The sequence below is a fragment of the Martinezella tropici genome (genome assembly GCF_003287875.1).
In the GTDB taxonomy this organism is placed as follows: Bacteria; Pseudomonadota; Alphaproteobacteria; order Rhizobiales; family Rhizobiaceae; genus Rhizobium; species Rhizobium tropici_C.
The window spans coordinates 331,335-356,692 of record NZ_QMKK01000061.1 but is presented as its reverse complement, the minus strand read 5'-3'; the positions used below and the strand labels follow the sequence as shown (position 1 = coordinate 356,692).

General features: G+C 58.2%; 26 protein-coding genes. 14 read left to right on the top strand and 12 right to left on the bottom strand.

Annotation, left to right across the window (positions count from 1 at the left end):
• Positions 1-21 precede the first annotated feature (21 nt).
• A complete protein-coding gene (locus tag DQ393_RS32645; protein ID WP_112345926.1) occupies positions 22-1,551 on the bottom strand; it encodes a cation:proton antiporter in 1,530 nt (509 codons plus the stop codon).
• A 96-nt stretch (positions 1,552-1,647) separates the two neighbouring features.
• Between DQ393_RS32645 and DQ393_RS32640 the strand changes: the two genes are divergently transcribed.
• Entirely contained in the window at positions 1,648-2,877 is a 1,230-nt protein-coding gene (locus DQ393_RS32640; protein WP_112345804.1) for a flavin monoamine oxidase family protein, read from the top strand.
• On the opposite strand, the gene DQ393_RS34255 is transcribed toward DQ393_RS32640, so the two are convergent.
• Positions 2,852-3,181 carry a hypothetical protein gene (locus DQ393_RS34255; protein ID WP_112345803.1) on the bottom strand — a complete coding sequence of 110 codons (330 nt, stop codon included), beginning with the start codon at positions 3,179-3,181 and terminating at the stop codon, positions 2,852-2,854. The two genes, DQ393_RS32640 and DQ393_RS34255, sit on opposite strands and share 26 nt — an antisense overlap.
• 110 nt (positions 3,182-3,291) lie before the next feature.
• Here DQ393_RS34255 and DQ393_RS32630 point away from each other — a divergent pair, with 110 nt between their 5' ends.
• The 6 genes from DQ393_RS32630 to DQ393_RS32605 are packed head-to-tail and all read left to right on the top strand — an operon-like array spanning position 3,292 to position 8,971.
• Positions 3,292-4,329 carry a LacI family DNA-binding transcriptional regulator gene (locus DQ393_RS32630; RefSeq protein ID WP_112345802.1) on the top strand — a complete coding sequence of 346 codons (1,038 nt, stop codon included), beginning with the start codon at positions 3,292-3,294 and terminating at the stop codon, positions 4,327-4,329.
• Positions 4,330-4,349: 20 nt separating this feature from the next.
• Entirely contained in the window at positions 4,350-5,300 is a 951-nt protein-coding gene (locus DQ393_RS32625) for a substrate-binding domain-containing protein (protein ID WP_112345801.1), read from the top strand.
• Positions 5,297-6,106, top strand: a complete 810-nt coding sequence (locus DQ393_RS32620; protein ID WP_112345800.1) for an ATP-binding cassette domain-containing protein — start codon at positions 5,297-5,299, stop codon at positions 6,104-6,106. Before DQ393_RS32625 ends, DQ393_RS32620 begins: the two co-directional genes overlap by 4 nt.
• A complete protein-coding gene (locus DQ393_RS32615) occupies positions 6,103-7,107 on the top strand; it encodes an ABC transporter permease (protein WP_112345799.1) in 1,005 nt (334 codons plus the stop codon). Before DQ393_RS32620 ends, DQ393_RS32615 begins: the two co-directional genes overlap by 4 nt.
• Entirely contained in the window at positions 7,107-8,183 is a 1,077-nt protein-coding gene (locus tag DQ393_RS32610) for a phosphotriesterase family protein (RefSeq protein ID WP_112345798.1), read from the top strand. The genes DQ393_RS32615 and DQ393_RS32610 overlap by 1 nt, the downstream gene beginning before the upstream one ends.
• A 17-nt stretch (positions 8,184-8,200) precedes the next feature.
• Positions 8,201-8,971 carry a glutamine amidotransferase gene (locus DQ393_RS32605; RefSeq protein WP_112345797.1) on the top strand — a complete coding sequence of 257 codons (771 nt, stop codon included), beginning with the start codon at positions 8,201-8,203 and terminating at the stop codon, positions 8,969-8,971.
• Positions 8,972-8,974: 3 nt separating this feature from the next.
• Here DQ393_RS32605 and DQ393_RS32600 read toward each other — a convergent pair whose 3' ends face one another.
• A complete protein-coding gene (locus DQ393_RS32600; protein WP_112345796.1) occupies positions 8,975-9,877 on the bottom strand; it encodes a PfkB family carbohydrate kinase in 903 nt (300 codons plus the stop codon).
• 26 nt (positions 9,878-9,903) lie between these two features.
• Between DQ393_RS32600 and DQ393_RS32595 the strand changes: the two genes are divergently transcribed.
• The 3 genes from DQ393_RS32595 to DQ393_RS32585 all read left to right on the top strand — a co-directional run bounded on the left by DQ393_RS32595 (position 9,904) and on the right by DQ393_RS32585 (position 11,779).
• On the top strand, positions 9,904-10,746 hold the full coding sequence (locus DQ393_RS32595; protein WP_112345795.1) for a BtpA/SgcQ family protein: 843 nt from the start codon (positions 9,904-9,906) through the stop codon (positions 10,744-10,746).
• 5 nt (positions 10,747-10,751) lie between these two features.
• Positions 10,752-11,396 (top strand): TenA family protein, encoded by a 645-nt coding sequence (locus DQ393_RS32590; RefSeq protein ID WP_112345794.1) that lies wholly within the window; start codon positions 10,752-10,754, stop codon positions 11,394-11,396.
• A 65-nt stretch (positions 11,397-11,461) separates the two neighbouring features.
• On the top strand, positions 11,462-11,779 hold the full coding sequence (locus tag DQ393_RS32585) for a WGR domain-containing protein (RefSeq protein ID WP_112345793.1): 318 nt from the start codon (positions 11,462-11,464) through the stop codon (positions 11,777-11,779).
• 120 nt (positions 11,780-11,899) lie between these two features.
• On the opposite strand, the gene DQ393_RS32580 is transcribed toward DQ393_RS32585, so the two are convergent.
• The 7 genes from DQ393_RS32580 to DQ393_RS32545 form a co-directional block, all read right to left on the bottom strand.
• Positions 11,900-12,706: an IclR family transcriptional regulator gene (locus tag DQ393_RS32580; protein ID WP_112345792.1), complete on the bottom strand. Its 807-nt coding sequence runs from the start codon at positions 12,704-12,706 to the stop codon at positions 11,900-11,902.
• Between the two features lie 17 nt (positions 12,707-12,723).
• Positions 12,724-13,113, bottom strand: coding sequence for a RidA family protein (locus DQ393_RS32575; protein ID WP_112345791.1), 390 nt, complete (start codon positions 13,111-13,113; stop codon positions 12,724-12,726).
• 16 nt (positions 13,114-13,129) lie between these two features.
• Entirely contained in the window at positions 13,130-13,900 is a 771-nt protein-coding gene (locus DQ393_RS32570; RefSeq protein WP_112345790.1) for an amino acid ABC transporter ATP-binding protein, read from the bottom strand.
• Positions 13,901-13,912: 12 nt separating this feature from the next.
• Positions 13,913-14,572 carry an amino acid ABC transporter permease gene (locus DQ393_RS32565; protein WP_112345789.1) on the bottom strand — a complete coding sequence of 220 codons (660 nt, stop codon included), beginning with the start codon at positions 14,570-14,572 and terminating at the stop codon, positions 13,913-13,915.
• Positions 14,573-14,576: 4 nt separating this feature from the next.
• Complete coding sequence (locus tag DQ393_RS32560) at positions 14,577-15,239, bottom strand: amino acid ABC transporter permease (protein ID WP_112345788.1); 663 nt, start codon at positions 15,237-15,239, stop codon at positions 14,577-14,579.
• 54 nt (positions 15,240-15,293) lie between these two features.
• Positions 15,294-16,133 carry a transporter substrate-binding domain-containing protein gene (locus DQ393_RS32555; protein WP_112345787.1) on the bottom strand — a complete coding sequence of 280 codons (840 nt, stop codon included), beginning with the start codon at positions 16,131-16,133 and terminating at the stop codon, positions 15,294-15,296.
• Between the two features lie 639 nt (positions 16,134-16,772).
• Complete coding sequence (locus tag DQ393_RS32545; RefSeq protein ID WP_112345785.1) at positions 16,773-17,438, bottom strand: CPBP family intramembrane glutamic endopeptidase; 666 nt, start codon at positions 17,436-17,438, stop codon at positions 16,773-16,775.
• 714 nt (positions 17,439-18,152) lie between these two features.
• On the opposite strand from DQ393_RS32545, the gene DQ393_RS32540 reads away from it, so the two are divergent.
• Genes DQ393_RS32540 through DQ393_RS32530 form a run of 3 tightly spaced genes read left to right on the top strand, consistent with a single transcriptional unit; the run spans position 18,153 to position 21,573 of the window.
• Entirely contained in the window at positions 18,153-19,808 is a 1,656-nt protein-coding gene (locus DQ393_RS32540) for a peptidase domain-containing ABC transporter (protein WP_112345784.1), read from the top strand.
• Positions 19,805-21,130, top strand: a complete 1,326-nt coding sequence (locus tag DQ393_RS32535; protein WP_112345783.1) for an HlyD family type I secretion periplasmic adaptor subunit — start codon at positions 19,805-19,807, stop codon at positions 21,128-21,130. The genes DQ393_RS32540 and DQ393_RS32535 overlap by 4 nt, the downstream gene beginning before the upstream one ends.
• A gap of 5 nt (positions 21,131-21,135) precedes the next feature.
• Positions 21,136-21,573, top strand: a complete 438-nt coding sequence (locus DQ393_RS32530) for a toxin-activating lysine-acyltransferase (protein ID WP_112345925.1) — start codon at positions 21,136-21,138, stop codon at positions 21,571-21,573.
• Between the two features lie 391 nt (positions 21,574-21,964).
• Here DQ393_RS32530 and DQ393_RS32525 read toward each other — a convergent pair whose 3' ends face one another.
• The gene (locus DQ393_RS32525; RefSeq protein ID WP_112345782.1) at positions 21,965-22,453 is read right to left on the bottom strand and encodes an NUDIX hydrolase; all 489 of its coding nucleotides are present in this window, start codon (positions 22,451-22,453) and stop codon (positions 21,965-21,967) included.
• Positions 22,446-24,131, bottom strand: coding sequence for a Na/Pi cotransporter family protein (locus tag DQ393_RS32520; RefSeq protein ID WP_112345781.1), 1,686 nt, complete (start codon positions 24,129-24,131; stop codon positions 22,446-22,448). The genes DQ393_RS32525 and DQ393_RS32520 overlap by 8 nt, the downstream gene beginning before the upstream one ends.
• Positions 24,132-24,539: 408 nt before the next feature.
• On the opposite strand from DQ393_RS32520, the gene DQ393_RS32515 reads away from it, so the two are divergent.
• The gene (locus DQ393_RS32515; RefSeq protein WP_112345924.1) at positions 24,540-25,346 is read left to right on the top strand and encodes an MBL fold metallo-hydrolase; all 807 of its coding nucleotides are present in this window, start codon (positions 24,540-24,542) and stop codon (positions 25,344-25,346) included.
• The last annotated feature ends 12 nt before the right edge of the window (positions 25,347-25,358 follow it).

Sequence of the window (25,358 nt, the reverse complement as noted above, 5' to 3'; positions counted from 1 at the left end):
TATTTGCGGGGCACCTCTTTCTTAGCTTTCCGTTATCCGCTTGTCTTTCTCGGACTCGGCCGACAGCTGCTGCCAGTCCAGGTCCTCTTGCAACTCCAGATACTGCGTCGCGCCAATGAGATCCGCGTCTCTAAGTTCATCGAGGCGCCGGCGCTGAGCTAGGGTCACAGCGCGCAATAGCCCGCGGCGTCGATCGTCGGACAGGCCGCCCGGGTCCGCTGCGGTCTTGGCATACACAGCAATAAGAGCTGCGGCTTCGGGTCCTTCTTCTGAGGCCAACCTTGCGATCGCAGCTTCAGCAAGGTCAACTCTTGCCGCATCGGTCTCCTTTCGAACTGCCTCCTGGCGCCCTAGCTGGAGAAGATGGATCATCGGAGCCAGAGTTGCGCCTTGGATGACAAGTGTCGCAAGCACAACGGCAAACGCCGCGAGTACGACCAGGTTGCGCTCGGGGAAATCCGATGGGAGAGCGAAGGCAGTCGCGAGAGTGACGAGGCCACGCATCCCGGCCCATCCCACAAGCATAGTCTCTCCATGTCGGAATGGCGCGAGGTAGCCTCCTCTGTCGTGTCGAAAAGTGACTACCGCGTGAAAGAGAAAAGCAATGGCAATTCTGCAAGCGATCACTCCGATGACGACAATCGTGGCAAAGCCGATGGAGCGAGCCAGCTCATCAGGGGACATTGTCTGAACGATGCTTTTCGCCTGCAGGCCCATCAGCAAGAATGCTACCACATTCAGGAGGAAGACCACGGTCGTCCATACAGCAAACGAATGGACGCGCATCCGCGGCGAGTCGTTGACCGTTGCCAGTGTGGCGATCGTCATGGCGCTGGCAACAGTGGCCAAGACCGCCGACAGATGGAGCCTCTCGGCGATTATCCACGTTGCGAACGCATAAACGAACTGGAGAAGTGTTCCGCCTACCGTGTTTTCCGTCAGTGGTCTCACTCTGGACAGAAGATAACCAAATGCGATGCCGAAAAGAATTCCACCCGGTGCCGCGATCGCAATCTTGATGATGGTCGCCGACCCCAGGCCACCACTGGCTTGGATACTCAGGGCCGCACTGAACAGCAGAAGAGCGGTCGCGTCGTTGAACAGGCTCTCGCCCTTGAGCAGAGTATCCACTCTGCGGTCGACCGGTAGCCCCGACAGAACCGCGCTAGCAGCCGCAGCGTCCGGAGGAGCGACGATCGCGCCGAGAGTAAGAGCGACGATTATAGGCAGACCAACGGTCAAAGCGCTGATGAGGACGACTACGCCGGTTGTAGCGAGAACGGCGACTACTGCGTAAACAAAGATCGGCAGGAGCATGCGTCTTGCCGCCGCGAGAGGAAAATCGTACGCGGAGTCAACGAGCACAGGCGCGATGAAAAGCGCCAATGCCGTGTGAGGATCAATCGGAATGTTAGGCGCTCCGGGAACCATCGCGACCGCTACGCCAGCCGCGGCAAGAATACCTGGATAAGGCAGGTGGAGTCGCCGGGTGATCTGCAACAGAACCACGGCGACCGCCAGAAGCGCAACGAGGGTTTCGAAAAAGCTCATGATGTACAATAACAAAGATCTTTAGGCGTTATAGTGTCTGTAGCCTGATTCAAGAGCATCCGGCTGTCAATTTCACCAGAATTAACGGAGCGCGTTATGGACTTCGAGGTGGCGATAATCGGCGCTGGGGCGGCTGGGATTTCTGCTGCCCGTATGCTCGCCTCGCTAGGCCGCAAGATAGTCGTCATCGAAGCAAGCAGCCGCATCGGCGGCCGAGCCTGGACGAACGAGATCTATGGTCTTTCGATCGACATGGGTTGTGGCTGGTTACATTCTGCCGAGCGCAATCCACTGGTCGATCTGGCAAGGGCTGAAGGCTTCGATGTCGTCGAAGGTCGCACTGCCTGGCAAGATCAATGGCGGGATCTCGGATTTACTCCCGATGATCGAAAAGCTGCTCTTGAGGCTTGGTCGGTCATGTCCGAACGAATGGAAAGAGCCCCACCAGCCTCGGACCGGGCTTCGGACGCCCTTGACCCAGGTGGGAAGTGGAACGCTTACTGTCAGTCTCTAAGCGGATACCTTAATGGTGCACCGCTCGATCGTCTCTCAGTCGCGGATTTCCTTGCTTACGACAAGGCTGCAACCCAGTCAAACTGGCGGGTGCGTGAAGGATATGGAACGTTGCTGGGAAGGAACATGCCGGCTGTTCCTCTATATGTATCCTGTCCTGCGAGGAAAGTGCGGTTCACCCGGTCAGGCGTTCGGGTCGAGACCGATCGCGGGGCAATCGCTACCCGGGCGGTGATCGTGACTGTCTCGACAGGCGTACTTGCGAGGGGCCTTATCGAATTCGATCCGGAAATCGATGATCACCTGCAGGCAGCTGCAAACCTGCCGCTTGGCCTCGCGGACAAGCTTTTCTTCCACTTGGATGACAATGACGGTCTGGAGGCCGAGACCCATCTCCTGGGAAACCCGGCCAATGATAAAACGGGCAGCTACTACATCCGACCGCTCGGTCGCCCGGTCATCGAGGGATTTTTCGGCGGGCTCGGCGCGATCGCGATCGAAGACGCCGGAGTTCTTGACGCTTTCGCCTTTGCCATCGAGGAGTTGACAGCGCTGCTCGGCAGTAAGATCCGGACACACCTCAAGCCAATAGCCGCCTCTTCATGGTGCAATGTCGACTGGATCCACGGCTCATACAGCCACGCATTGCCCGGTTGTGCTCGAGACCGCCAGAGATTGGCAAAACCTGTCGGCGAGCGACTGTTTTTCGCGGGCGAGGCGACAAGTCAATCAGACTTCTCGACAGCTCACGGAGCATGGGCAAGTGGCATCAGGGCAGCTCAAGAATTCACGCAATGCTATCCTCGATCGTAGCGGGAATTGCAACGCGCGACATCCTGATATCCAGATTGGGCTGCGAAGCGAAGATACTGCTTTGGCATACGAACTTTACCCCTAGCGCCGCAGCAGCACGCCATGGCCAGTTCGGATCGAACAAAATGGTTCTCGCCAGTACCACCATGTCGGCATCACCGGTGCCGATGATCATTTCGGCTTGATCGTAGCCGGTAATCAAACCGCCCGCGACGACGGGAACGTCGACAACCCTCCGTACCTCTCGAGCCAACGAGACCTGGTAGCTAACCCTGGTACTCGCCTCATCTGTAGCCATCGCCATGTCAGCAGCCTCAACATCCGCTTGGCGTGACCGTGTCAAATTCTCTTGACAGGTACGTGATTGTCATTGAGTGTTAGTAAAGCGTTTTACTAAAGCGGTTTACAAGCGAGATGGCAAAGGGACACACTCCGGGATTGAAGGATGTCGCGAGGGCTGCCGGCGTGTCGGTGACAACCGTCTCCCGCATGCTGAACGGTTCCTTGGACCTGCCCATGCTCACCAAGCGGCGGATCGAAGACGCGATCGCCTCCCTCAAATATCAGCCGAACCCGCATGCCCGGCGGCTGAGCCGAGGCCGCTCCGATACGATCGGTCTCGTCGTGCCCGATATCGCCAATCCGTTCTTCGCGACCATGGTGGCGGCCGTCGAAGAGGCGGCCAACGACAAGGGCTTGGCCGTATCGCTCTATGCGACCCTCAACCGGACCGGCCGCGAGGTCGCCTATCTCAGGCTGATCGAGCACAATCATGTGGACGGATTGGTCTTCGTCACCAACCATCCCGATAGCGGTGAACTCGCCGCTCTCATCAATCGAACGGGCAAGGTCGTCGTCGTCGACGAGGACGTTCCGCTCGCGACCGTCCCGAAACTCTTCTGCGACAATCGGCAGGGCGGTTATCTCGCGGGCCGCCATCTGGCTGAATTCGGCCATCGCGACGTGCTCTATGTCGGCGGGCCCGATACCATGATCAGCACGCAGCGGCGCTTCAACGGATTGCACGAGGGCCTGCGGGAGCGCTTCGGCGACGACGTCTCGATCCGACGCTACAGCGGCGAATATACGATCGCCTGTGGGCGGGAAATGGCGCTGCGCTTCCTGGAGGAGGGCATGCCGGCGACCGCGATCTTCGCCAGCTCGGACGAGATTGCCATCGGCATGATCGAAGTCCTGCGCGAGAAGGGGATTTCGATACCGGATGACCTGTCCCTCATCGGCTTCGACGATGTCAGCCCGCTGCATCTTTTTGCGCCGCCCCTGACGGCGATCCGGCAGCCGGTGCGCGCCATCGGACAGCGTGCCCTGTCCCTTCTTCTCGAGACAAGCTGGCAGGAAAGCAAATCGCTCGCCACCGAGGAACTCGTGCCAGTCGAAATCGTCGTGCGGAATTCCGTTGCACCGCCTTCGACCCATAACAAGCAACGATAACGAAACCAGAGGATGAGAACATGGAACAGATCAGACGTCGGGCGTTCAACGTCGCCCTTGCCTTTACCGCGTTAGCGGGCGTGACCTTTGCAGCTCCGTTGGCGCATGCCGCCGGCAAGACCTACGCGCTGGTGCAGATCAACCAGCAGGCCCTTTTCTTCAATCAGATCAACGAAGGCGCCCAGAAGGCGGCCGATGCCTCGGGCGACAAGCTCGTCATCTTCAACGCCAATAACGACGCTGCCGCGCAGAACAGTGCCATCGAAACCTATGTCCAACAGAAGGTCGATGGCCTGATCGTCGTTGCCATTGACGTCAACGGCATCATGCCGGCCGTCAAGCAGGCTTCGGATGCCGGCATCCCGGTCGTCGCCATCGATGCGATCCTGCCGGAAGGCCCGCAGAAGTCGCAGATCGGCGTCGATAACGGCAAGGCCGGTTCCGATATCGGCGCCTACTTTCTCGACTACGTGAAGAAGAATGCGGGCGGGAAGGCCAAGGTCGGCATCGTCGGCGCCCTGAACTCCTATATCCAGAACCTGCGCCAGAAAGGTTTCGAAGACGCGATCAAGGGCGGCAGCATCGAGACGGCTGGCGTTGTCGATGGACAGAATATCCAGGATAACGCCCTTGCCGCCGCCGAAAATCTCATCACCGGCAATCCCGACATGACGGCGATCTACGCCACCGGCGAACCGGCCCTGCTCGGCGCCATCGCCGCCGTTCAGAGCCAGGGCAAGCAGGACAGCATCAAGGTCTTCGGCTGGGACCTGACGGCACAGGCGATCGCCGGCCTCGATCAGGGCTATGTCGTCGCTGTCGTCCAGCAGGACCCGGCAGGCGAGGGCAAGGCCGCCGTCGAGGCCCTGGCGAAGCTGACCGCCGGCCAGAGCGTCGAAAAGAGCATCTCCGTGCCGATTACGATCGTGACGAAGCAGAACGTCGATCCATACCGGGCCGTCTTCAAATGATGACGGAAAACCGGCCTGTTCATGCCGGAGCCGGGGAGGCGCAAGCCTCCCGGCATTCCTCCGGCTCGCCGGCTGTGACCCCGGCGGTATCGCTGCGCGGCATCCGCAAGACCTTCGGTTCGCATCAGGCGTTGCGCGGCGTCGATCTCGATCTCTTTCCCGGTGAATGCCTCGGCCTCGTCGGCGACAATGCCGCCGGGAAATCGACGCTCACCAAAATCATCTCCGGCACCTATCTGCCGGATGACGGAACCATCTCGCTGAACGGCGAGGAGGTCAAATTCTCCGGACCCGCGGATGCGCGCGGCCGGCACATCGAAATGGTCTTCCAGGACCTCAGTCTGTGCGATCACGTCGATGTCGTCGGCAATCTTTTCCTTGGGCGCGAAATCACCAGAGGCCCATTCCTCGATCGCCAGAAAATGCTGACCGAGGCCCGCAAGATGCTGGATGCGCTCGAGATCCGCATTCCGCGCCTATCGGCCAAGGTGGAGAAGCTATCAGGCGGCCAACGCCAGGCGATCGCGATCGCGCGAGCGGCCTCGTTCAGCCCCAAGGTGCTGATCATGGACGAGCCGACCTCGGCGCTTGCTGTCGCCGAGGTCGAAGCCGTTCTCTCGCTCATCAATCGGGTCAAGGCGACCGGCGTATCCGTCGTCCTGATCACCCACCGCCTTCAAGATCTCTTCAGGGTCTGCGACCGGATCGCCGTCATGTACGAAGGTACCAAGGTCGCGGAGCGCGATATCGGCAAGACCAATCTTGAGGATCTCGTTAAGCTCATCGTCGGGGGAGAGAGACATTGACCGTCTACACCGAACGCAGCAAAGGCTCGCCGATATCAGATTTCCTGAGTGAGAACGCTCAGGTCCTGTCGATCGCCTTCTTCTTCCTGGCATGCCTCGTCTTCTTCTCGCTGACGACGACGACCTTCATGACGATGGGCAACATTCTCAACGTCGTGCGCCAGGCGGCTCCCATCCTTGTCGTGGCGATCGCCATGACGCTGGTCATCGTCACAGGCGGGATCGATCTTTCCGTCGGCTCCATGCTGGCGCTCATCAATGCGGTCGCCGCCATTACGCTGGCGACGGGTATACCCTGGCAGTTGGTCTCGATCGGCATGCTCGCCTTCGGCGGCATCGTCGGCCTGCTGCAGGGCTGGTTCATCGCCTATCAGAATATTCCTGCCTTCATCGTCACGCTCGCCGGTCTCTCTATCCTGCGCGGCGTCGCTCTCTATCTGACCCAGGGTTATTCCATCCCGATCAACGGCGATCCGGGTTTCTTCTACATGGGACGCGGCGAACTGGCCGGCTTTCCCGTTCCGGCGTTGATCGCGATCCTGATCGCGATTGCCGGCTATGTCGTCATGGCCTCAACGAAATACGGGCGCCAGATCGTGGCGGTGGGATCGAACACGGAGGCGGCGCGCCGTGTCGGCATGCCCGCCAAATGGATCGTCGCTTCGGTCTATCTGGTCTCGGGGGTCGCATCTGCACTGGCCGGGCTCTTGATTGCCGCGCGTCTTGGCTCCGGCTCATCGAATGCGGCGGTCGGCTTCGAACTTCAGGTGATTGCCGCCGTCGTGCTTGGCGGCACATCGCTGATGGGCGGGCGGGGCACGATGATCGGCACGGTTCTCGGCACCATGACCATCGCCGTCATCGGCAACGGCCTGATCCTGATGCATATCTCGCCCTTCTTTACCCAGATCGTCACCGGGGCGATCATCCTTGTCGCCATCTGGCTGAACACGCGCATCTTCACCACCAACTTCCGACTGACGGGGAGGAGGAAGAACTGATGGCAACGGATGAACTTTCGCCCGGTCACCTCCGGTCCGGACATGTGATGACCGTCTCGGGACTGGTTCCGGTCTCCGACATCGGCATTACCTTGATGCACGAGCATATTCTCAACGATTGCCGCTGCTGGTGGCACGCGCCGAAGACGCCGGATCGGCAATATCTTGCCGAGAGCTTCGTCTGCATGGAAATCCTTGGCGAGCTGCGGCAGGACCCTTTCGTCAACAAGCACAACATCACGCTGGATGACGAAAAGCTTGCCGTGACGGAGCTCGAAGATTTTGCCGGGCTCGGCGGCCGGACGGTTGTCGAGCCGACATGCCAGGGCATCGGCCGCGATCCTCTGGCTCTGCGGCGGATTTCCACTGCAACGGGACTGAACATCGTCATGGGCGCCGGCTTTTATCTCGGTTCGTCGCATCCGGCGAGGGTTGCCGATATGTCCGCGGCTCAGATCGCCGATGAAATCGTGTCCGAGGCAACCGTGGGCGCCGATGGCACCGATGTGAAGATCGGTCTCATCGGCGAGATCGGCGTCTCGTCCGATTTCACGGCCGCGGAGGAAAAATCGCTGCGGGGCGCAGCGCAAGCGCACGTGCGCACCGGCCTGCCGCTGATGGTCCATCTTCCCGGCTGGTATCGCCTCGGCCACAAGGTTCTCGACATCGTAGCAGCGGAGGGTGGCGATCTCAGGCATACGGTGCTGTGCCACATGAACCCGTCGCATGACGATCTCACCTACCAGTCGGAGCTGGCTGCCCGCGGCGCTTTCCTCGAATACGACATGATCGGCATGGATTTCTTCTATGCCGATCAGCAGGTGCAATGCCCAAGCGACGAGGAGGCGGCTCGCGCGCTCGTCAAGCTCGTCGAGAAGGGACACAAGGATCGGCTCCTGCTCTCGCACGACGTCTTCCTGAAGATGATGCTCAAGCATTACGGCGGCAACGGTTACGCCTATGTCCTGCGCCACTTCCTGCCGCGCCTGAAGCGCCATGGATTGGACGATGCAACGCTCGACGTCTTCATGCGCGCCAATCCGAGATCGGTCTTCGAGGCCGACGCAACGCCATAAAAAGAAATGGAAACATCATGACAAAGAAGGTTCTTCTCGTCGGCGAAAGCTGGGTCAGTTCCGCCACGCACTATAAGGGCTTCGACCAGTTCGGAAGCGTCACGTTCCACCTTGGCGCCGAGCCGCTCGTAAAAGCGCTCGCCGGCAGCGAATATGAGCTCACCTATATGCCGGCCCATGAAGCGGTCGAACAACTGCCCTTCGACATGGCCGGGCTGGATGTCTATGACGCCATCATTCTTTCCGATATCGGCGCCAACTCGCTGCTTCTTCCGCCGGCGGTCTGGCTGCATTCGAAGACCGTCCCGAACCGGCTGAAACTGCTCAAGGCCTGGGTCGAAAAGGGCGGTGGCCTGTTGATGGTCGGCGGCTATTTTTCCTTCCAGGGGATCGACGGCAAGGCCCGCTGGCGCCGCACCGCCGTCGAGGACGTGCTGCCGGTGACCTGCCTGCCCTATGACGACCGTGTCGAAATTCCCGAGGGAACGACGCCTGTTATCGTCAAATCCGATCACGCGACCGTCGCCGGCATCCCGAGCAAATGGCCCTTGCTGCTTGGCGTCAACGAAGTCGAGGTGCGCGAGCGGGACGATGTGGAGGTAATCGCTAGCTTGCCCGACGATCAGGGCGGGCATCCGCTCCTGGTGACCGGCCGCTTCGGCAAGGGCCGGACAGTTGCGTGGACCTCGGATATCGGCCCGCATTGGCTCTCGCCCGCCTTCTGCGAATGGGAGGGCTACGGCCGCCTTTGGAAGAATATCCTCGGTTGGCTGACGGAGGAAAAATAAGCGTCATTCGCCGGCAAGAATGCCGGCGAGATCCGCTTTGCTCGGAAAGGCTGCACGCGTTCCCCGGCGGCTGACGGTGATGGCAGCGGCCGCTGTTGCGTGATGAATGGCTCGGGCATCGAGCCTTGTACGCCGCAGTGCCGCCGAGGCGAGAGCAACCGCCATGAAGGTGTCGCCGGCGCCCGTCGTGTCGACGACTTCGGTCGCGAGCGCTGGGACAGTCGCAATCACCTGGCTGCCGCTGGCAAGGATCGCGCCGGCGCCGCCGAGGGTCAGAACAGTCTGCGCAACACCGGCTTCGGCCAGGTGTTGAATAGCGCTCTCGCCGGAGGAACCGGTCAGGCTTTCGGCTTCGCCCTTGTTGAGAAAGGCGACGTCGATCAGCGGCCAAAGCTCGGCAAAGTAGGGCCGCAGCGGGGAGGGGTTGAAGGCGGTCGTCAGGCCACGATGTCTGGCGTCGGCAAGAATGCCGCGGGTGACGCTTTCGCTGAGATTGCCCTGCAGCACGACGAGATCGCCGGCTGTGGCATCCGCGAGTGGAGCAAACGCCTCGGCAAGGGTCAATGCCTCGGCCGAGGCCGTCGTCGTCACGATGGCATTTTCGCCGTCTGGCGTGGTGAAGATGATGGAGAAGTCGCTGGAGCGGTCGGGATGTCCCACAAGGTGAGCGTCGACCACTTCTCCGGCAAGCTGGTCGCGGATCGTCTGGGCGCGAAAATCCTCGCCGACGGCGGCGACAAGCGTCGTGGAGAGGCCCGTCCGGCCCATTACGACCGCCTGATTGGCGCCCTTGCCGCCAAGGTCGCGGGTCTCCTCGCGGCCGAGGATCGAGGCGCCGGCTTCGGGCATGGACAATACGGATATGGTTTCGTCGATGGCGACGTTACCGATGACATAGGCACGCATGGCAGACTTTCAGAAAGGAAAGAGAAATGCAGCAGATATCGGATAAGGCCTCGAGCGCCATACGGGAAATCTTCGGTACTGACAAGGCGCTGATCGGCATGATCCATTGCCCGCCTTTCCCTGGTGCCCCGCGCTATCGCAGCGCAGCGATGGATTCCATTTATGACACCTGCATGCGCGACGCCGAAGCGCTCGTCAAGGGCGGAATCCATGGCCTGATCATCGAAAACCATGGGGACATTCCCTTTTCGAAACCCGAGGATATCGGCCATGAAACCGCAGCCTTCATGTCTGTCGTGACGGACCGTATTGCCCGCGCCGTCGGCGTGCCACTCGGCATCAATGTGCTTGCCAACGCACCGATCCCCGCCTTTGCGATTGCGATGGCCGGAGGCGCACGCTTCATCCGCGTCAATCAATGGGCAAACGCCTATATTGCCAATGAGGGCTTCATGGAGGGACGCGCTGCCGAGGCCATGCGCTATCGCTCGCTGCTGCGCGCCGAACATATCAGGGTCTTTGCCGACAGCCATGTGAAGCACGGCGCACATGCCATCACCGCCGACCGGACGATCAACGAGTTGACCCGGGATCTCGCCTTCTTCGATGCCGATGTCGTCATCGCTACCGGTCAGAGGACCGGCAACAGCGCGACGATCGAGGAGATCGAGGAGATCGGTGCCGCCACGCATCTGCCGCTGCTGGTCGGCTCCGGCGTCACCAAGGACAACATCGTCGAGATCCTCAAACGCACGAACGGCGTCATCGTCGCTTCGTCACTGAAAGAAGGTGGCGTTTGGTGGAACCCCGTGGAGCCCGCCCGTGTCGCAGCCTTCGTCGAAGCGGCAAAACCCGGCCTGGAGGCGTGAGGACGATGGCGCAAACCCTGTCGGAGCAGATGCTTGACGAAAACCGCGATGTCTTTGAGGCGATGGTTCGCCACCGCTTCGTCGAGGATATCAAGGCCGGCCGCCTCCCGAGCGAAGTGTTCGAACGTTACCTCGTCTTCGAAGGCGCCTTCGTCGACACGGCGATTGCGATCTTCTCCTATGCCACCGCAAAGGCCGGGACCATCGCGCAGAAACGCTGGCTGATCGGCGTACTCGACGCCCTCGCGAACCAGCAGATCGCCTATTTCGAAAAGACCTTTGCGGCGCGTGGCATCGATCCAGCCCGATACGACACCGCCCGAGAAGACGTCGCCGCCTTCCGCGAGGGAATGCTGGCGATCGCCCGCGACGGCACGTTTCTCGATACGATCGCCGCCATGTTTGCCGCCGAATGGATGTACTGGACCTGGTCGGTCGAAGCCAACCGGTCGGCGATCCACGATCCCCTGCTGAAGGAATGGGTCAAGCTTCATGCCGAGCCCGAATTCGAGGCGCAGGCGCGATGGCTTAAGGCCATGCTCGACCAGGCGGGCGAAACCATGCGTGCTGACCAGCGCAAGCGGCTGAGCGCCATTTTCGGTGAAGTGCAGCGCCTGGAAATCGCTTTCCACGAGGCCGCCTATCCCTGATCGCTGGCCCGGTTATCTGCTACGAGCAGGGGAGGGGCCGGTCGGGGTTCGAATACATAAAAGAAATGAATCGAACCGGGTCGACCGATTCAAAACACTCGTTGGACCCCGCCGGCTGGATCAAGCATCCTGCCGGCATGCTTAGTCAACCTTATCATCTCTACATCGAACGCACGGATGTCACGCGGAACATGGCGCGTTATTATGCCCTGGAGATATCAACGACTTTGTTCGGCGACACATGCCTGACAAGAAGATGGGGCCGCATCGGGTTCGGCGGGCAGACCATGGCACATCACTTCGCCGATGAAAGCGATGCCGTCAGGATGTTTCTCACATTGGCCCGGCAGAAACGGGCCAGAGGATACCGGCCGCGATCCTAGAGCAATTCCAGGAAAAGTGCGCAGCGGCTTTCCGTTGAACAGGGCTTGCTCCGGCGATCCCCACCAAAAGCGTGGTAACTGAAGCCCTAGCTTTCTTTCCAATCGCCAAGCCTGGGTAGCTCAACGGAGCGCAACGGACCTATCGCGTTCGATGTGAAAACCCAGCTTCTCCGAAATTTCGTTGGCGGCGGCTGTCAGGCTTTGCAGATAAGTGCTGCGGTTGCGCAGGCCATCCTCGCGCGGTGCGACAAGGCAGAGGGTAGCGATGCAAGCTCCGCCGGCCTGATAGATCGGAACCGCGAAACAATGGGTGAAATTTTCGACTTCACTGTTGAAAGTGAAGAAGCCGTCACGACCAGCCTGGCGAACCTGGCCGATGAACTCGGACGGCTCCATCTGCCTCCCGTTGGGAAGGAGAAAATCCTCCGGCGGGATCAGATCGATGATTTCCCGATCGGTCAGATGCGACACCAGCAGGCGTCCCGACGCCGTCCAGGGGATCGCAACCGGTTCGCCGACATTTGAGGAAATGCGAAAAGGCCGGACACCCTCGCGCATCATGGCGACGGTATATTTCCTGCCTTCAAGCAGGCACATCTGTGCCGTTTCGCGTGTTTCCTCGGCCAGGCGCACCAGCATGCGGTCACATTCGCGCATCCAATCGAATTGTTCGGCATAGGCTGTCCCCAGAAAATACAGGCGGCGGCCGAGATAAACACGGCCGTCATTCCCCTGGTAATCGAGCATGCCATGGCGGAGTAGAAGATTGACCAGTTCATAGACCGACGACCGAGGCGCCCCGATTTCGGAGGCGATTTCGTTTGGCCGCATGGGCTGTCGTTTCACCCGGAGAAATTCAAGAATCTCGAAGGCGCGGTCCAGTCCCCGGGTGCGTCGCGATACCGCATCGCTTACGGCCTCGGTCATGCTCTCTCCAATCCTTGTCAGGCGCGATCGGCGCGGTAAGCCACGCAATCAACCTCGACCTTGCAGTCGACCATCATGCGCGATTGAACACAAGCGCGAGCCGGCGGGTTCTTGCCGAAATACTCGGCATAGACACCATTGAAGCTCCAGAAATCGCGTGGATCGTCAAGCCACACGCCGATGCGCACGACATCTTCCAAGCTGTAGCCGGCTTCATTGAGGATCGCAATCATGTTTTCGATCGCCTTGCGGCTCTGACCAATGATGCCGCCAGGCACGATCTCGCCCTTTTCCATCGGCACCTGGCCGGACACATAAAGCCATCCCGCAGCTTCGGTGGCACGTGCAAATGGCAGCGGCTGGCCGCCTGCGCCGGTTTCACCCGCACCATAACGCTTGATCGTCATATTCTTCTTTTCCCTTTTAGTTGAAGCTTGAGGTTTTCAGGAATTCGGCAAGCCGCTCGGTTTTGGGCCTGACGAACATTTCCTTCGGCTCGCCCTGTTCGCAAATCACGCCCTGGTTCATGAAGATGACCCGGGACGAGACTTCATAGGCAAAACGCATTTCGTGCGTGACAAGCAGCATGGTCATTCCATCCGCGGCCAGACCCTTGATGACCTGCAGCACTTCACCCACCAGCTCCGGATCGAGTGCGGAGGTCACTTCGTCGAAGAGCATCAGGCGCGGCGACATCGCGATCGCACGAGCGATCGCCACACGCTGTTGCTGACCGCCGGAAAGCTGGCCGGGATAGTGATTGGCGCGCGCCGAAAGACCGACGCGGTCGAGCCAGCGCTCGGCGATGGCACGCGCCGCGGCCTTCTGCATCTTCTTCACCTTGATCAGGCCAAGCATCACGTTTTCGGCCGCGCTCATGTGCGGAAAGAGATTGAACTGCTGGAAGGCCATCCCCGTCAGTGCGCGCTGACGGGCAATCTCCTTGTCACTCTTGCGCCGGCGGGAACTGCCCTCGATGTGATAGCCGATCTCCTCGCCGTCGAGACTGATCGTGCCGTCCTGAAACTCTTCCAGCATGTTGACGCAGCGCAGCATGGTCGTCTTGCCCGATCCGGACGACCCGATGATCGAAATAACCTCACCCTCGGCAACCGAGCAGTCGACGCCTTTGAGAACCTCATGATGACCGTAGGTCTTCCGCAGGCCCTTGATTTCAAGAATTGTCTTGGCCATGGCTTGGCTTCCTCACGATGGAAGAGCGGTCTTGCGCTCGATGAACTGACCGAAGCGTTCGATCCCGAAGTTGACGACGAAATACAGAGCGCCTGCGAGAAAATAGAATTGCAGGCTCATGAAGTTACGGGAGATGATCTCCTGTGAGCGGAGAAGCAGCTCGGCCACCCCGATGACGGACAGCAGGGTCGACGCTTTGACCATCTCTGCGGCGGTGTTGACCCAGGCGGGGAGACATTGGCGCAGTGCCTGCGGCCAGAGCACCGAGGTGAATGTTTGCGAAAAGGTCAGCCCGATCGCCTTGGCTGCCTCGGTTTGCCCTTTCGGGATCGCCTGCAGCGCGCCGCGCACGATTTCTCCGACATGGGATGAGCAGAAGACGGCCAATGCGAGGACACCGGCGGCAAAGGGTCCGAGGTCAAGCCCGACGGCGCTCGACACATAATAGCTTGCAAGCACCAGGACGAGGACAGGCGTTCCACGGATTATATCGGTATAGGCACGTATGATGAAACGGAGGACGGCATTGCCATAAACCAGGCCAAGTCCGACAAGGACGCCAAGGCATGAGCCACTCAGAATTGCCAGCAACGATATGGATACGGTCATTACTAGGCCATTCATGATGACATAGCGGGCGATCCAGAGTTGGTCCAAAAAGGTCTGTGACATCGGCTTACCTCGGCAATGCCAGCCGGCGTTCAACGAAGCGCATGACTGAAGCGATTACGAAACATGTTGCGACATAAAGCGCCGAGGTAACCATCCATGTCTCGATCACGCGGAAACTTTCGACATTGATCTTGCGCGCGGCAAAAGTCAGTTCCGGGACAGCAATGGTTGCGGCGAGCGAGGTATCCTTGAACAGCGATATGACCGTCGACGACAAGGAAGGCAGAACGTTGCGCAGCATCAGCGGCGCGACGATCGATGTACGGATCTGCATTCCGGTGAGCCCGATCGCAAGCCCAGCTTCCGTCAACCCCTTGGGAATGGACAGCAGACCGGCCCGGAATACTTCCGCGAGATAGGCGCCCGAGTACAGGGACAGGACGAGGACGAAGCTTTTTATCTTATCGAGCCTGAAACCGATTTGCGGCAATGCGAAAAAGGCAAACAGCACAAGCACCAGGATCGGCAGATTGCGGATAAGCGTGACGTAGCAGCGGGCCGGCACTGCGGCAATTCGCTGCTTCGAGATGAGCGCAAAGGCCACCAGAAGACCAAGCACGGCACCAATCAACAGCGAGATCGCGGCAAGCCCAAGGCTCAGCATCAATCCGCTCAAAAGAAAATCGAAGTTGCGCCAAACGGCGCCGAAATTCAGCGTGTAACCCACGACAGGCCGCCTCCAGAAGAAGGAACGGGAGATGCTCCCGTTCCTTTTTACCAATTACTTGAATTCGACCGGAAAGCCGATCTGCGGAGGTGTCAGGTCTTTGCCGAACCAGGTTTTGTAGGACTTCGCATAAGTGTCGAACTCGACGCCGGTCATCGCCTCGTGGAGGGCGGTATTGACGAAGTTCAGCCAATCCTGATCGCCGCGCTTGACGCCGCAGGCATAGGTCTGCGGGTTCCATCCATAACCGGCATCCTTATACTTGCCGGGGTTCTGGGTCATGTACCAGGCAAGGGAAGACTGATCGGTAGCAGCGGCATCGGCCCGGCCGGACTCAAGCGCCTGGTAGATCAGGTCGACGGAATCGTACTGGTCGACGGTTGCTTCCGGAAGAGCTGCATGGACCATGGCTTCCGCATAAACATTCTGAAGCACCGAAATCGTCACCGAAGAGCCCGCCGCCTTGAGTGCGGCATAGTCGGCATATTTGCCGTCTGCCTTGAGCATGAGGCCGACGCCCTCGCGATAATAGGGAATCGTGAACGCGATCTGCTGAGCACGCTCGCCTGTCACGGTCATGAACTGGCAGGTGATATCGACCTTGTCTGTCGTGATGTTCGGAATGCGCGCGTCCGACGACTGGTTGACGTATTCGATCTTGTCCGGATCCCCGAAGAGGGCCTTGGCGATGATGTGACCCATGTCGACGTCAAAGCCCTGGAGTTTATCGTCCGCACTCTTGAAATGCCAGGGCGCGTTGGTGCTGCCGGTTCCCATGACGAGGTGGCCACGGGCGAGCACCTCGTCAAGCTTGCTGCCAGCAGCCAGTGCCGGGCTGCATAGAATTGCGGTCACGGCCAATGAGATCAGGCCGGTTCGAAGTGAAATCGTCATTGTAGTTCCCCTTTTTTGTAGAGCGTCGTTCCCGATGTCCTGTATAGTGGACATGTATCTGCTTTAATGGACTCCTACATCAAGTCCTATGAGGAACAAGTTGTCAATAGGCGCTACCGAAGGCAGTCCGGCGCCAAAGTGCCCGCGAATTGCTGCCCGTCGTGTGGTGTAGCGTTTGTGCAATCGGAAATCGGCGCTCGAGCCAGCGGCTGCACTGACCAAGAGGGAAGGGCAGGGCAGCCCGCCGCCTGCATCGATCGGATAAAATTGTGAAATATCGAGACCAAATCGGCCGCTTTGCGCAATCGGAAGTCGTCAGTTGCCGTCTCGCTTTCGCGCACCGCCCCATCGGCAACGACTCCGAAGGGATGGCTTAGCGTCGGATTTCATCTGATTGGCTTGCCCGAAGTGTCGATCACCTCGATCGAATGAGCGATCAACCGCCGTCGTCCACTGGTGAGCAGCTCGAGATCGCCGCGCTGATTGATGAGATCGCCGACGAAATGACCAAGAGAGGCGTTGGAGCGGCCATAACGGATCGTTACGCCGCACTATCCGACGGCCTCCGATATGAGGAGGATGAGTATAAATTCAATCTGTTCGGTGTCATGACCGCAGTTGCGCCATGGAGATGGTCGCTCATATTCCGGAGATCACGATAAAGTTCATAGCCATATGAAAAGCGCACGAAAGAAGTATTCCACCGCTAAAATATCGTATAATCCCAAGAAAAAATCCAATTAGTGCATAGTCTAAGAATGCCGACAAACTATTAGGAACGTGCGGTATTATGTATAAAACTGTCGTGCAGAAAACGATCAATTTATCGTTGTAGTGATGATTCCGGAGCTTCAGCCATAGATAACCACGAAAAAATAGCTCCTCGCAGATCGGTGCGATGATGCAGGTCGTAAGTATGAAAAGAACGCTTGTAGCCGAAAAGCTGTAGCTTGCCTGGTCCAGACCCTGCCAAGCGGACTTTAAGAGCAGCAAAACAAGGCCCGTCACAAACGCATAGAGCCGCGAGCGATGTTCGCGATCCGGTTGAGCAACCTCTCGAATACGCAGTAGGATCGACCCCAAAAGCACTATGTCAATTGTCAAGATCGGTACGACAATGGCTATTTCTGTTCGTGCCATCCCGGTAACGTCCGATGCGGACAGGACGACGCCGGCAATATTGGTAATCAGAAAAGCCACGAATACTGCGCTTATGATAATTCCGATGTCACCCGCGCAGACGAGAAAAATCATACGACAGATAGTTGTCACCCCTACGAGAAACCGCTTCCAGAACTGTGCCATGAACTAAAAGCCGCCTAGCCACCTGAATTTCAATGAATGGTTGGGGTCATCGCTGCCTAAACAATGGACTAATGAGGAAGTCCCATATCAAGAATGAGATAATTGGAGAGAGAAAGGCGAAGTAAATGAAATGATCTCCGATTCCCCGTAGGCCGAAGGGGAACAGAAAAATCAACAGGGGATTTATGATGGCAAGGGGTATGAGAATGTTAAGATATTTCAACCGTTACCTCCCCAGTATCGGACATAGACCCCGACGAGAACCAGAATCTATGTCCTTTGCCGCCGGTTCCGAGAACTATCTATGGCTTTCCGGAGCTGCTAATGCCTCTACCACCGTCGGATGCGGGGCCTCCACCGTAGTCACCCATCGCGGTATAGCCACCATAGTCGGGTGAGGCTCCGCTGTTAATATTATTCTCTACGGAGTTGCCGATCGCATAGCCAGCGAGCCCGCCGCCTGCAGCGCCGATCCGCCCGCCCATGGGGCCAGCCGCAGATCCAGCCGTTCCCCCGACCACGCCGCCGACAGCAGCACCTATCCGGCCGCCCCATCCGCTGTTTGAACTACTATCAGATGAACCACCCATAAAACTTCTCCTATCTTGCGCTTTGGGTTGAAATTTCATTATGTGATGCATCACAGATAGTATTATCTGTGCCAGATGTGGCTATAATCAACCCTAAAAGTCGCGCCCAATAGGAAAACAACCATTGGATGAAACTCCAGCATCATTTTCCTGGTTCACGAAAACAACCGGGAAATACACTGGCCACATAGTTGAACTTTCAATCATTTCTATTGTCCTGCGCCTTCTCGGGCTTGTTCAACCTTTTGTTTTTCAGGCGCTTATCGACAGAATTCTCCCATTTCAGCGGGAAGATAGTCTTTATATTGTTGTTGCACTGCTCGTTGTCGTCGCTTTGTTTCAGAGTGCATTCAAGTCGGTGTCGACGTATCTCGGCGGTGATCTGGTCAATCAACTGACACGCGAGTTCAGCAGGCGTATTTACGAGCACGTTCTCCATTTGCCGCTCCGCACCCTGCAAAAATGGCAAGTGGGCGAGTTGTTCGCACGCATGGGTGAAATCGAAACTATTCGACGGTTTCTGACTGGAACCATCTCCGGTGTGATCATCGATATCGTGTTCTCATTTGTGTATCTCGGCGCTCTTTTTTCGATCAGCCCATCTCTTACCCTGATCATCGTCGTCATCCTGCCCATGCAGATGGCCGCAATCGCGATAGTCGGTCCCTTCCTGCGTCGTCGCTTGAAGCAGTCGTTCCTCGCAAACTCAGCTCATCAATCCCGTATGATCGAGACCTTCAGGAATGCTGAGACTGTGAAGGCCCAGGCCGCCGAAGAGCGCTATGCCAGGCGTCTCGATGGAACGATGTCCGCTTCCCTCGATCTGGGGTTCAAGATCACCAGGTTGCACATTGTGAACGGAATCATCAGCGATGCGTTCAGCAATGCTTTTGATATCTTGATCGTCTTTTTTGGCGCGATGCTCGTTCTGGATAACTCCATCACCCTTGGACAACTTGTAGCGTTTCATTTGCTGGCCGGACATGTGTCGGCACCCATCCTTGGACTGGCGTCGCTGTGGGAGCACTGGCAGGGCATCAAGATCGCTCGCCTTCGTCTCGGGGATGTCCTAAACGCCCCCTCGGAGGTCAAAGCGGGTAAGCAAAACCTTGTTTTGAAAGGACCGGCAACTCTGCGCCTGGAGGCGGTCTCGTTCGGATACACTTCGGAGTGTCTTGTTCTCGACAATCTGGACCTGACGATTTCCCCTGGAAAGCCGACCATCATTGTGGGACGCTCAGGCTTCGGAAAATCTACCCTAGCGAAGGTTCTGAGCGGATTGTATCCACCGGACTCGGGTACCGTCTTCATCGACGATCAGGTGATGGATAGCTTCACCCCGGAGAGTATCAGGACCAGCATAGCCTACCTGCCGCAGGAAGCTGCACTGTTCGCCGGAACGATTAGGGAAAATCTCCTCCTCGCCAAGGAAGACGCCACCGATGATGAGATGCAAACGGCATTGCGGGATAGCGCTTGCGCAGAAATGATCGAGCAATTTCCGGATGGAATGGAGACAGAGGTTGGCGAGCACGGATCTTCACTATCAGGTGGTCAGCGACAGCGATTGGCGCTAGCTCGCCTTCTGTTGCGTAACCCCAACGTCTTGATTGTCGACGAACCTACCAGTGCCCTGGATGAGCGGTCCGCGTCCATTATCACGCAAACGCTGAATGACCTCGCCAAGTCTCGCACCGTTGCCATCGTCAGTCACCGGCCAGAACTGTTTGGTACTGAGGCGCATGTCGTCGATCTCGAAAAACTCCAGGTGCGACCATGACTGGGGTGTCGCCATCCATGGCACGAGCGTCGCCGACAGTCCGAATAACGGCCTGGCTTCTTCTGGTGCTGTTCGCTGTCATCCTTGGCGGCAGCATCGTTGCCAAGACCGAAGTTGTGGCACGGGGCTCTGGAAAATTAGTTCCGATCTCGCGTGTTCAGGTGGTGCAACCGCTCGCCGACGGCAAAATCATCGAGTTGAATGTCAACGAGGGGCAGACGGTGGCTGAAGGCGAGGTCCTGGTCAAACTCGATCCCACCGCAGCCCAAAGTGATATTCAACGGATCCAGGCCAATATCGAGCAACAATCGCTCGATGCGGATGTGGCTGATGCCATTGTTACGCCACTTGCCTCACAAGATCCTGCAAATCCCGGCTTCGTCGAGGCTGGCGTCCAGAAATTCCGTCAGGACTGGCCTGCTAGCTCCGAGAAGGAGCCAGAAGGCGAGGCGCTTGTCCGTGCAACACTCGTTGCCTTGCGCGATCAAATTTTGCAGACCGATGCTCAACTGAAACAATTGGAGTTGCAGCAGGAGGCGCAGAATGCCCGCATAGAAAAGGCCAAGACTGATCGTGACATCGTTTCTCAGAAGCTTACCTCGGCGGATACTCTACTGCAGCAGGGGGTCATGAGCCGCAACGAACACCTCGATAGGCTTCGAGAGTTGAGATCAATCGATAGCGATGCGCGGGTGGCCGAAAGCGAACTTTCTGCCCTGGTGGCATCGACGGAAACGACGAGACGTCAGCGGGCATCTGCGATCTCCGACAATCTCGCCACGCAGCGTCGCCGTCTCAGGGAATCGGAGATCGCCCGAGACAGTTCCAATGCTGCATTACGCGCTGCGCAGGAAAGGCTGAACAATCTTACACTTCGTTCACCGGTCGCCGGACGGGTCGAAAATATGACGGTTCACACGGTGGGCGGCTACGTGGAGGCAGGAGCGACCTTGATGGGTGTTGTGCCGACTGACGGTGGCATGGAAGTGGAGGCCTTCTTCGATAACAGAGACGTGGGTTTTTTGCAGAGCGGACAGAAGGCATACGCAAAGTTCGACGCCTTTCCATCTGAGCGCTTCGGCGTCGTTCCTGGCCACGTGACCAGCATCGGGGCGGATGCACGGGAAAACGGCGCATCCAAGTGGGTATATGCCGTGCGCCTCCGGCTCGATAAGTCTGGATTGTTGGTGGACGGCAAGGACATTGGCTTTTCACCAGGGATGACGGTGACCGTCGATGTCGTCACGTCAACACGCAGGCTTATTTCCTACTTTTTCGAACCTATTACGAAGGCGCTACAAAATGGGTTGAAGGAGCGATGACACCAATGGATACGACTTCAGCGGTCAGAAAATTGGGTGCGATGGATGCGCTCGGGTGTATGACGTTTTTGGCACTTCAATCTCCGCTTCATCGACGCTGGTCGATCGCTGACATGGAAAGAAACTTCGTCCCCGCACTCAAGGCGGGCCAGTGCAAGATTTACTTTCACGGACCGGATAATCCCAAAGCCTTTGTGACATGGGCGCTCGTCGACCAAGAAACGCACCTAAAGCTGATGAGCGATGGCCTTACGCCTCATGAATCAAAATGGGCGTCAGGAAACAACCTTTGGTTCATCGATGTTGTAGCACCTCACGGCGACGCAGCAATGGTCATTCGGGACTTGCGGCAAAATCATTTCTCCGGACAAAACGGATACTCGATCAAGCGCAACCCGGATGGCTCGATCAATCGAGTTAAGAAGTGGCGTAACATTCGTTGAAATTGAGCCTCGTCTCTCGCATGCTTTGCTTTAATCGCCAGCCGGGGAGGTTGCGATGAACCGAAGGAGGGATTCCCCATGACAACATCTGACGCGGAATTCCTTCACCCAAGGTCAACTTGCCGTAATCTAAAGCCTGCCGTGAAACACATTGGAGATCAGCTGTCGCCGACAGCCATAATTATCGGCAGGTTTGCTCCGGCTCTACAGAGAGTGTTGTCAGGGGTAGCCATGTAAGTTCCATAAGATAGATTATCTGATTTTTGCATGCGGAAAGGTACATTCTATTTCCAAGTGCGACATGCGAATGACGCCAATGGGTTATCACTCGCAAGGAACACGCAATGAGGCGCACCTACTCGCAGATTGGATTGGACGATCGTCGCTTCGCTCACTTGTCCGGCGCGAGGGCCGCCTCCACCCTGCGCAGCAGGCTCTTCAGCTCCGGCTCGCGGACCTGAGCGGCCGCTTCATTGGGCGAAAACCATTGCAGTTGGCGTTGGCCACGCTCTGGAAAGCGATCGGCCAATTCGGCGACTTCGAGAAGGTGGACTTGAACGATAGAGGGCACGGTCTCGCCGGTGCCGAGGACTTTGAGATAGGTATAGTAGCCGAAGCGCTTCTTCCTCGCCTTTCCTCTGACACCCGCCTCTTCCCACGCCTCGCGTTCGGCGACCTGATGCGGAAGCTTCTTGTCCATCGGCCAACCCCTGGGAATGACCCACCGGCCGCTTTCGCGCGATGTGATCAGCAGGATTTCGACATTCTCCCGTCCCTGCGACCGCCGGTAGCAGATCGCGCCATATTGTTCGATGGACCGGCCGGCGAAGAGTTTATCCGCTTCGCCGGCCAGACGGCCGAGATAGGTCTTTTTACTCATTGGCGGTCACGGCCGCCTGCGGCATCGGGCTCGGCGTCCGGCTCTGCAAGAGTTCACCGCGCTCTTCCAGAACGGGATAGGCGGCAGCGGCGACAAGATGGGAGTTGATCTGCTTGAGGTCGCGCAGCAGATCGAGGTGAAGCGAACTGGTCTCGGCGGTCTCGATGCCCCCTTGCCGCAGGCGCTGGAAATGGGCTTCCGTTCCCTCGCGCTCCGCCTTGCGGAAGATGACCTTTTCCTCCGCCAGCATGCGGGCGGCGCTCTCGTTCTGTGTCATGAACAGGGCTGCCGTTGTCCGCAGGTTCGATTGCAATCGGTCGAACAGCCTTGCCAGCTCGATCTGGCCCTCCTTCGAGAAGCTCAAGCCCCGGCGCAGACGTTTGGCCAGATGCGGCAGCAGGTTCTGGTCGAGAACATCGCCGGCATGCTCCATGTTCATCGAAAACAGCAGGATTTCGTTCAAACGCCGCCTGTCGGCTTCGCCGAGCTCGTCGGGATCGATCGAAGTCAGATAGGTCTTAACCGCCGTGTTGAGGCTGTCGAGGATGTTGTCCAGCGACCGCAGCCGTGCCAATGCCCGCCGGTCGGTGTCCGACAGCGCCAATTTCGCGCCGGCGAGCATTTCAGACAAGACGTCGACCAGCCTCAGCGCCTCTCGCGCCGCAGCTCCGAGGGCAACGACAGGCGTCTCCTTGGCGGCCGGATCGAGATATCTGGGGCGTGTCGGATCGGCTTCGTCGATCTTCTGCGGCAGCAGTTTCGTCAAAAGATCGGCATAGGGCCGCAGCAGCGGCATGAAGACCACCGCCAGAACGACATTGAAGGCACTGTGAAAATTGGCGACCGCACGGCCGCTGTCGCTGTCTACCATCGCCGACAGGCGCGTGGCGGGCTCCAAGAGGCCGATCACCGCGATCACCCCGACAATGCGTGTCAGCATGTTGCCGATCGGCAGCCGCTTGACGGATAGATCGGCGCCCGACTGCCCTTCGATCAGCGGGTTGATCGCGGTTCCCAGATTGGCGCCGAGAACGAGAGCAAAGGCCTGATCGACATCGACAAGACCCTTGCTTGCCAGGGACATGATGAGCAGCACCACGGCAACGCTGGAATGGGCGGCCCATGTGAGGATCGCCGCCAGAAGCATGCTGAGCACCGGTGTTGCGGCAATCGCATCCAGCACATAGGCAAGCGCCTTAGACCCTTCATATTGCGTCATCAGATCGAGCAACTGATGCAGCGCCAGAAGCATGAAGCCGAGCCCGATCATGACGCGCCCGAGATCGTGAATGCGCGAATTCGCGACCCGCCGAAACATCAGGACGCCGATAAGGATGAGCGCTGGCGAAGCAGCCGCGACATCGAAGGACAGCACCTGCACGATCAGCGTGGTTCCCACATTGGCGCCCAGCATGACGGCAAGCGCCGGCACGAGATCCACCAGCCCGCCGGCTGCAAAGCCCGACGCCATGAGGCCGGTTGCCGTGCTGCTCTGCAGGATTGCGGTGACGCCGATCCCGGCGAAAAACGCCTTCATGCGATTGCTCAAGGCGCGGCCGAGAAAAGAGCGAAGATCCGGGCCGAAGGCGCGTTGAATGCCTGTCTGGACCATGCGCGTGCCCCAGAGCAACAGGGCGATGTGGCCGGCCAATGCAACAAGGCCGAAAATAAGCGCCATAGCGGTTCTCCGTATGTCAGCAATGCCCGGACGAATGCCGAACATCAGTATCTCGATTAACCAAACTTTTGTTAGCCGACTATGTTTCTTTGCCTTTATGCCTTTTGCAAGACCAGATTGTCATAAAAATGAACGGAAGAACAATTTTACTGTTTAAAATCATGATGATGAAATGACGTAAATCCCGTCATCATCTAGAATAAATATTCATTTCGTCTGGAAAGGTCCGTCTGAAAACGACGATTTTCGGTCCGCAACGCTATTATCCGATGACATTGCCGCTTTTTCGATTTGATCCGTCCGACGTCTGGCCAATATAGCATAAAAATCAGCATAGACCTTTTGGCGCGCAGGGTCCCCTGCCCGCAAGCCTGGACGATGGGAAGACAAGCAGCCGAGGGCTTCAAGATGACGTGTTTTATCTGCATCACATGCGGCACGCAGTTCCGCGAAAGCGGCGCACCACCTCCAACCTGCCCGATATGCGAGGACGATCGTCAATTCGTGCCCCAATCAGGGCAGGAATGGACAGACATGGGAGCACTTGACCGAACCCATAGCGTGACCTGGAATAAAGAAGCGGAAGGCGTACACAGCCTGCAGATCTCGCCTTCTTTCGGCATAGGCCAGCGCGCATTTCTGATCGAAGGTCCGGCCGGCAATATCCTCTGGGATTGCCTCAGTCTCGTCGATGAGCCCAGCAAAACCCGGATTGTCGCCATGGGCGGCTTGAGCGCGATTGCGATCTCCCATCCCCATTTCTATTCGTCGATGATCGAGTGGAGTGCGGCCTTCGATAACGCACCGGTCCATATCCACGCCGATGATGCCAAATGGGTGCAAAGATCCGGCCCCGCCCTGCGCCTCTGGACCGGTGAAACGCTGCGGATCGGCCAGGCGACCATGATCCGCTGCGGCGGTCATTTCGATGGCAGTTCCGTGCTCCATTGTCCCTGGCTCGAGGGTGGCCGAGGCGCCCTTTTCGTCGGCGACACCATGCAGGTCACCATGGATCGCAAATTCGTCAGCTTCATGCGCAGCTATCCGAACCTCATCCCCCTCGCCGCCAAGGCGGTCACGGCAATTTCGCAGGCCGTGCAGCCATACCGGTTCGAGGCGATCTATGGCGCATTCCCCGGCCGCACCGTCGAGAGCGACGGCAACCGCGTGGTGGAACGCTCGGCTGAGAGATATGTCAAGGCGATCGCAGGCTAGAGTGCCCCTACT

Coding starts and splice junctions, on each gene's coding strand:
- DQ393_RS32600 (WP_112345796.1), bottom strand. CDS start 9,877: ATGCGTGCCTATGTCATCGGTAACGTCGCCATCGACGAAACCATATCC.
- DQ393_RS32620 (WP_112345800.1), top strand. CDS start 5,297: ATGATGACGGAAAACCGGCCTGTTCATGCCGGAGCCGGGGAGGCGCAA.
- DQ393_RS32520 (WP_112345781.1), bottom strand. CDS start 24,131: ATGGCGCTTATTTTCGGCCTTGTTGCATTGGCCGGCCACATCGCCCTG.
- DQ393_RS32625 (WP_112345801.1), top strand. CDS start 4,350: ATGGAACAGATCAGACGTCGGGCGTTCAACGTCGCCCTTGCCTTTACC.
- DQ393_RS32515 (WP_112345924.1), top strand. CDS start 24,540: ATGACGTGTTTTATCTGCATCACATGCGGCACGCAGTTCCGCGAAAGC.
- DQ393_RS32570 (WP_112345790.1), bottom strand. CDS start 13,900: ATGGCCAAGACAATTCTTGAAATCAAGGGCCTGCGGAAGACCTACGGT.
- DQ393_RS32565 (WP_112345789.1), bottom strand. CDS start 14,572: ATGTCACAGACCTTTTTGGACCAACTCTGGATCGCCCGCTATGTCATC.
- DQ393_RS32605 (WP_112345797.1), top strand. CDS start 8,201: ATGACAAAGAAGGTTCTTCTCGTCGGCGAAAGCTGGGTCAGTTCCGCC.
- DQ393_RS32645 (WP_112345926.1), bottom strand. CDS start 1,551: ATGAGCTTTTTCGAAACCCTCGTTGCGCTTCTGGCGGTCGCCGTGGTT.
- DQ393_RS32555 (WP_112345787.1), bottom strand. CDS start 16,133: ATGACGATTTCACTTCGAACCGGCCTGATCTCATTGGCCGTGACCGCA.
- DQ393_RS32545 (WP_112345785.1), bottom strand. CDS start 17,438: ATGGCACAGTTCTGGAAGCGGTTTCTCGTAGGGGTGACAACTATCTGT.
- DQ393_RS34255 (WP_112345803.1), bottom strand. CDS start 3,181: ATGGCGATGGCTACAGATGAGGCGAGTACCAGGGTTAGCTACCAGGTC.
- DQ393_RS32610 (WP_112345798.1), top strand. CDS start 7,107: ATGGCAACGGATGAACTTTCGCCCGGTCACCTCCGGTCCGGACATGTG.
- DQ393_RS32525 (WP_112345782.1), bottom strand. CDS start 22,453: ATGAGTAAAAAGACCTATCTCGGCCGTCTGGCCGGCGAAGCGGATAAA.
- DQ393_RS32595 (WP_112345795.1), top strand. CDS start 9,904: ATGCAGCAGATATCGGATAAGGCCTCGAGCGCCATACGGGAAATCTTC.
- DQ393_RS32575 (WP_112345791.1), bottom strand. CDS start 13,113: ATGACGATCAAGCGTTATGGTGCGGGTGAAACCGGCGCAGGCGGCCAG.
- DQ393_RS32640 (WP_112345804.1), top strand. CDS start 1,648: ATGGACTTCGAGGTGGCGATAATCGGCGCTGGGGCGGCTGGGATTTCT.
- DQ393_RS32630 (WP_112345802.1), top strand. CDS start 3,292: ATGGCAAAGGGACACACTCCGGGATTGAAGGATGTCGCGAGGGCTGCC.
- DQ393_RS32535 (WP_112345783.1), top strand. CDS start 19,805: ATGACTGGGGTGTCGCCATCCATGGCACGAGCGTCGCCGACAGTCCGA.
- DQ393_RS32590 (WP_112345794.1), top strand. CDS start 10,752: ATGGCGCAAACCCTGTCGGAGCAGATGCTTGACGAAAACCGCGATGTC.
- DQ393_RS32580 (WP_112345792.1), bottom strand. CDS start 12,706: ATGACCGAGGCCGTAAGCGATGCGGTATCGCGACGCACCCGGGGACTG.
- DQ393_RS32530 (WP_112345925.1), top strand. CDS start 21,136: ATGGATACGACTTCAGCGGTCAGAAAATTGGGTGCGATGGATGCGCTC.
- DQ393_RS32585 (WP_112345793.1), top strand. CDS start 11,462: ATGAATCGAACCGGGTCGACCGATTCAAAACACTCGTTGGACCCCGCC.